The organism is Microcystis sp. M109S1 (assembly GCF_020247025.1).
Taxonomy (GTDB): domain Bacteria; phylum Cyanobacteriota; class Cyanobacteriia; order Cyanobacteriales; family Microcystaceae; genus Microcystis.
The window spans coordinates 1-4,301 of sequence record NZ_JADBRW010000402.1 but is presented as its reverse complement, the minus strand read 5'-3'; the positions used below and the strand labels follow the sequence as shown (position 1 = coordinate 4,301).

Below are 4,301 nucleotides of genomic sequence, written 5' to 3'. Positions count from 1 at the left end.
TGAAAGGTCGCGAAAGTCTGTGGACTTTGTGTAAGACAGTACATGGTTTTTTAACCGTGGTATGCAACGGTGGTTGAAGCAGAAACTTAAATCGTGAGGTTTAGGAATCGCCGCACTTTTAGGGCGGCGAGGATGTCAACGATGCTACATGACAGTAATCAGTAATCAGTGAACAGTAATCAGTAATCAGTGAACGGTGAAAAGACAGGACTGTTAAGCTAAGACGCATTTAAACAGGGTATTTTTAAGCTGATTAACAGGGGTGCATCCCACATTTGCAGAAATATCGACAATCAGCAATTATCAGTAACTCTTAAATTATTACAGATATATCAGCAGCTATCTGTAAGCATCCCACCGAAAAACTAATACGCTCTGGGTTTTGGGGGGTAGAACCCCCCAAAAGCTTGGATTGAGTGATAAAACCGAAAGTAATGCCCAATTTTAGGAGAAAGTTTCCGCTTAAAAATCCCAAATTAGTAGATTGACAAAAATTGAGATGCACCCGATTAACAGCTATTAAGTTTGTCATTAATTTTCGTTGAACAAAAAAACAGCACCCATCGGGATGCTGTTTGTCAAGAAAATGTTACAAAACTTAAGCTAAAGCCGCCATTTTCACATCGTTATGAGCGAGGATATTTTGTAACTCCTCCGCGTCCACGGTTTCTTTTTCCACTAACATTTGCGCTAACTGGTCCAAGATGGTGCGGTTATTGACTAAAACCTCTTTAGCGCGACGATAGGCCTGTTCCACTAAGTTACGCACTTCCTCGTCAATAGCTGCCGCAGTTTCATCGGAAAAATCTCGATCGGAAGCGATATCACGACCTAGGAAAACATTACCATTTTGACGACCTAAGGCCACCGGTCCCAGGCGATCGCTCATTCCGAAACGAGTTACCATTTGCCGCGCTACTCGTGCCACCTGTTGCAGGTCATTAGAAGCACCCGTAGTCACTTCTTCCTCACCGAAGATAATTTCTTCAGCTAAACGACCCCCCAAAGCTACAGCCATCTGATTTTGCAGATAAGCGCGAGAATATAACCCGGATTCCATGCGATCTTCGCTAGGAGTGAACCAAGTTAAACCCCCGGCGCGACCGCGAGGAATAATACTAATTTTCTGGACGGGATCGTAATCCGGCATTAAAGCACCCACCAAAGCGTGACCAGCTTCATGGTAAGCAACTAAAGTTTTGCGTTTTTCACTCATGACGCGATTTTTCTTCTCAGGACCTGCCAGGACACGATCGATCGCATCGTTGACCTCATCCATAGAAATCTCGGTTAAATTGCGACGTGCCGCTAAAATTGCGGCTTCGTTGAGCAAATTAGCTAGATCGGCACCGGTAAAACCGGGGGTACGACGGGCGATTTTATCGAGATCCACGTCTTGAGCCAAAGTTTTGCCTCTGGAGTGGACATTAAGGATTTCCTTACGGCCAGCGTAATCGGGACGATCTACCACCACTTGGCGATCAAAACGACCCGGACGTAATAAAGCGGAATCCAGCACATCAGGGCGGTTAGTGGCGGCGATAATGATAATACCTGTATTACCTTCAAAACCGTCCATTTCCGTTAATAATTGGTTGAGGGTTTGTTCCCGTTCATCGTTACCCCCCCCTAAACCGGCGCCCCGTTGACGACCGACAGCATCAATCTCATCGATAAAAACTATACAAGGTGCATTCGCTTTCGCTTGTTCAAATAGGTCGCGGACGCGAGAAGCACCCACCCCGACGAACATTTCCACGAATTCCGAACCGGAAATGCTAAAAAACGGGACTCCTGCTTCGCCAGCTACTGCGCGAGCGAGCAGGGTTTTACCTGTCCCCGGAGGACCGACTAAAAGGACTCCTTTGGGGATTTTTGCCCCAATTGCCGTGAAGCGATCGGCATTTTTCAGGAAGTCCACCACTTCGTTTAATTCTAATTTTGCCCCTTCAATCCCAGCCACATCACCGAAAGTAACCTGGGTTTGGGGTTCCATCTGTACTCTTGCTTTCGATTTGCCGAAGTTCATCGCTTGGGAACCGGGGCCACTTTGGGCGCGACGGAGCAAGAAAAATAAACCAACAAGAAGCAAAATGGGGAAAAAGAGGCTACTGAAGGCTCTTACCCATACTCCTTCTTCTCTTTGGGGCAGTACGGAAATATCAACGTTATTTTCTGCCAAGATGTTGATTAATTGCGGATCGTTGGGCAGGTTAACTAATACATTCGTTCCATCTTGGGTGGGTACGATCGCTCGCTGCCGGTCGGCACTTAAGCGCACGGTTTCCACTTTACCTTCCCGCACTTCCTGTAAAAATTCACTATACTTCCAAGTCTGTTGGACTGCCGGCTGGCGATCGAAGAAAGCTGAGGCCAAGGCAAGGACTACGATTAACAATAGGGCATATAGTCCCGCATTGCGCCATTTTTTGTTATTACCGTTTTTGTTCACGCTGTCGAACTCCTGATAAATTGAGGATGATCTTATCGGTTGTTAAGGGGTTGTTAATTTATGTTAACGTTTCTCAGGAACAGTGGACAGTTTTTTTAATAGACCTCTTGCAAAAATCAAAAATCTTCCGTTAGGTGAGGAGCAAGGAGCCAGTAGTCGGTCGTCAGGAGAATTAAGAATGAGCATTAATCAATTAAATGCTCTATTTAGGGTTTGCGGCAAAAAGTTTGTTGGTGGGGTTAGGGTGTGGGGTGTGGGGTGTGGGGTGTGGTGGGGTTTTACCGATTTTGAGGGGGTCAATTACCTAATTTTCAGAGAAAAAGTCCCGGAATTTTCCCCCGATCACTCCCAGATCTGGTACTTTTTGAGGGAAAAAAAGTCTAAAAGCCTTACCCAACAAGGTTTTAAGATTTATTCAGCAAGCCCTATTTAGGGTTTGCGGCAAAAAGTTTCTTGTGGGGACAGGGTGTGGGGTGTAGGTTTTTACCGATTCTCAGGTGGTCAATTACCTAATTTTCAGAGAAAAAGTCCCGGAATTTTCCCCCGATCACTCCCATATCTGGTACTTTTTGAGGGAAAAAAAGTCTAAAAGCCTTACCCAACAAGGTTTTTAGATTTATTCAGCAAGCCCTATTTAAGAGCCAATTTTAAAGGCTTCTAGAAATAAACTATAGGTGATACCAATTTTTAGTAAATTGAAAGATTCTCGCAGAATCGGTGCGGGTTTAGCCTGAGAACTTTTTCGGTAAACAATCCGGCTAATCGCCTCCGTAAACAGCACTAATAAACCGGCAGCGGTGACATCCCATTGAGCAGTTTGTCCAGCAGTGGTGACAATTGCCTGACCTGCAAAAGTTCCAAATAAAACACAAATTATCTGTAGGGAAATCCGCCGCCAAGGATTACCAAAAAAGCTATTAAATCGACTGCTGGTGACATTAGCCAGTGTACTTAAACGGGTGCGTTGCATGGCCATATTTATTTAGAAGTAATACGATTAAGAAGCCACAAAGAAGTAACGATACCAGTAAAGTGAGCGAGAATTGTATTAGTATTAGCCTGCACAATTAACAGGTCAACCGAATTAACAAATTGACTGGGGTTAGAGGCAACATTAAAAGTACCTTGGGGAACATTGAGGGATTTAATTAAGACGATTCCCGCTAACGCTTGCGCTCCCAAAATCGTTAAAAACATCCCGATAATATTAGCGATTAAACCCTGACGGATTAACTGAATAGTATCGGATTTTTTCGGGCGACTATCTTGATCACCCCTCAACATTTGACGGGCAATTTTCATGTAACGAGAGGAAAAGAAAATGGCAACCACCAAGAAACCAGCCCCACCAATGGCACATAAAACACCGATTTCAATGCCAGAAGTGCGTTGTCTCGTCCCTAATAAACTAGCGGTAGCAATGAGTAATAAAACCCCTGAAATTACGCCCAGGACAATCTGCGTCCAAAAACCGATTCTTCCCTGACGTAAAAGGATATTAGCAGCCCGTTGGACGGCCGGAGGCAAGGAATAAAGATCAGAATCTCTAGGGGTGGATATATTGGTAATTTCTGACTGTTTGTCTCTCATCGAAAAAGTGGGTCTGAAACCCCGCCCTTTAGCGATAGCGGAGGGCGGCTTTATATAAGTTAGCGAGAAACAATTAAACCGTTAGAACGACGAATTAACTGAATCTTGCTAACAGCTATCTATCCCAATCGTGTCCAACTGGTATCGCTTACAGATAACTGTTTTTCGGTATCTCCACTAACATAACCAATTCCTTTGGGAGAAGAAACTAAATCTCCTTTACGGAACCCATGTCTTGTGGTAGAGCCACCATATTTAC

At 44.6% G+C, this 4,301-nt stretch carries 4 protein-coding genes and 1 pseudogene; 1 reads left to right on the top strand and 4 read right to left on the bottom strand.

Going from position 1 to position 4,301, the window contains the following annotated elements; all coding sequences use genetic code 11:
- Window positions 1-598: 598 nt before the first annotated feature.
- The gene (gene ftsH3 / locus IM322_RS19785) at window positions 599-2,452 is read right to left on the bottom strand and encodes an ATP-dependent zinc metalloprotease FtsH3 (RefSeq protein WP_287077197.1); all 1,854 of its coding nucleotides are present in this window, start codon (window positions 2,450-2,452) and stop codon (window positions 599-601) included.
- Between the two features lie 244 nt (window positions 2,453-2,696).
- Between ftsH3 and IM322_RS19780 the strand changes: the two genes are divergently transcribed.
- Entirely contained in the window at window positions 2,697-2,885 is a 189-nt protein-coding gene (locus IM322_RS19780; protein WP_287677064.1) for a hypothetical protein, read from the top strand.
- A 201-nt stretch (window positions 2,886-3,086) separates the two neighbouring features.
- On the opposite strand, the gene IM322_RS19775 is transcribed toward IM322_RS19780, so the two are convergent.
- The 3 genes and pseudogenes from IM322_RS19775 to IM322_RS23805 form a co-directional block, all read right to left on the bottom strand.
- A complete protein-coding gene (locus tag IM322_RS19775; protein ID WP_286826680.1) occupies window positions 3,087-3,428 on the bottom strand; it encodes a DUF565 domain-containing protein in 342 nt (113 codons plus the stop codon).
- A 2-nt stretch (window positions 3,429-3,430) separates the two neighbouring features.
- Window positions 3,431-4,042, bottom strand: a complete 612-nt coding sequence (locus tag IM322_RS19770) for a DUF3611 family protein (protein ID WP_002800798.1) — start codon at window positions 4,040-4,042, stop codon at window positions 3,431-3,433.
- Window positions 4,043-4,161: 119 nt separating this feature from the next.
- A pseudogene (locus IM322_RS23805) lies at window positions 4,162-4,301 on the bottom strand (RRXRR domain-containing protein); the annotation flags it as partial.

Excerpts from the sequence above, each read along its gene's own strand:
- IM322_RS19775 (WP_286826680.1), bottom strand. The coding sequence starts at position 3,428 with ATGGCCATGCAACGCACCCGTTTAAGTACACTGGCTAATGTCACCAGC.
- IM322_RS19770 (WP_002800798.1), bottom strand. The coding sequence starts at position 4,042 with ATGAGAGACAAACAGTCAGAAATTACCAATATATCCACCCCTAGAGAT.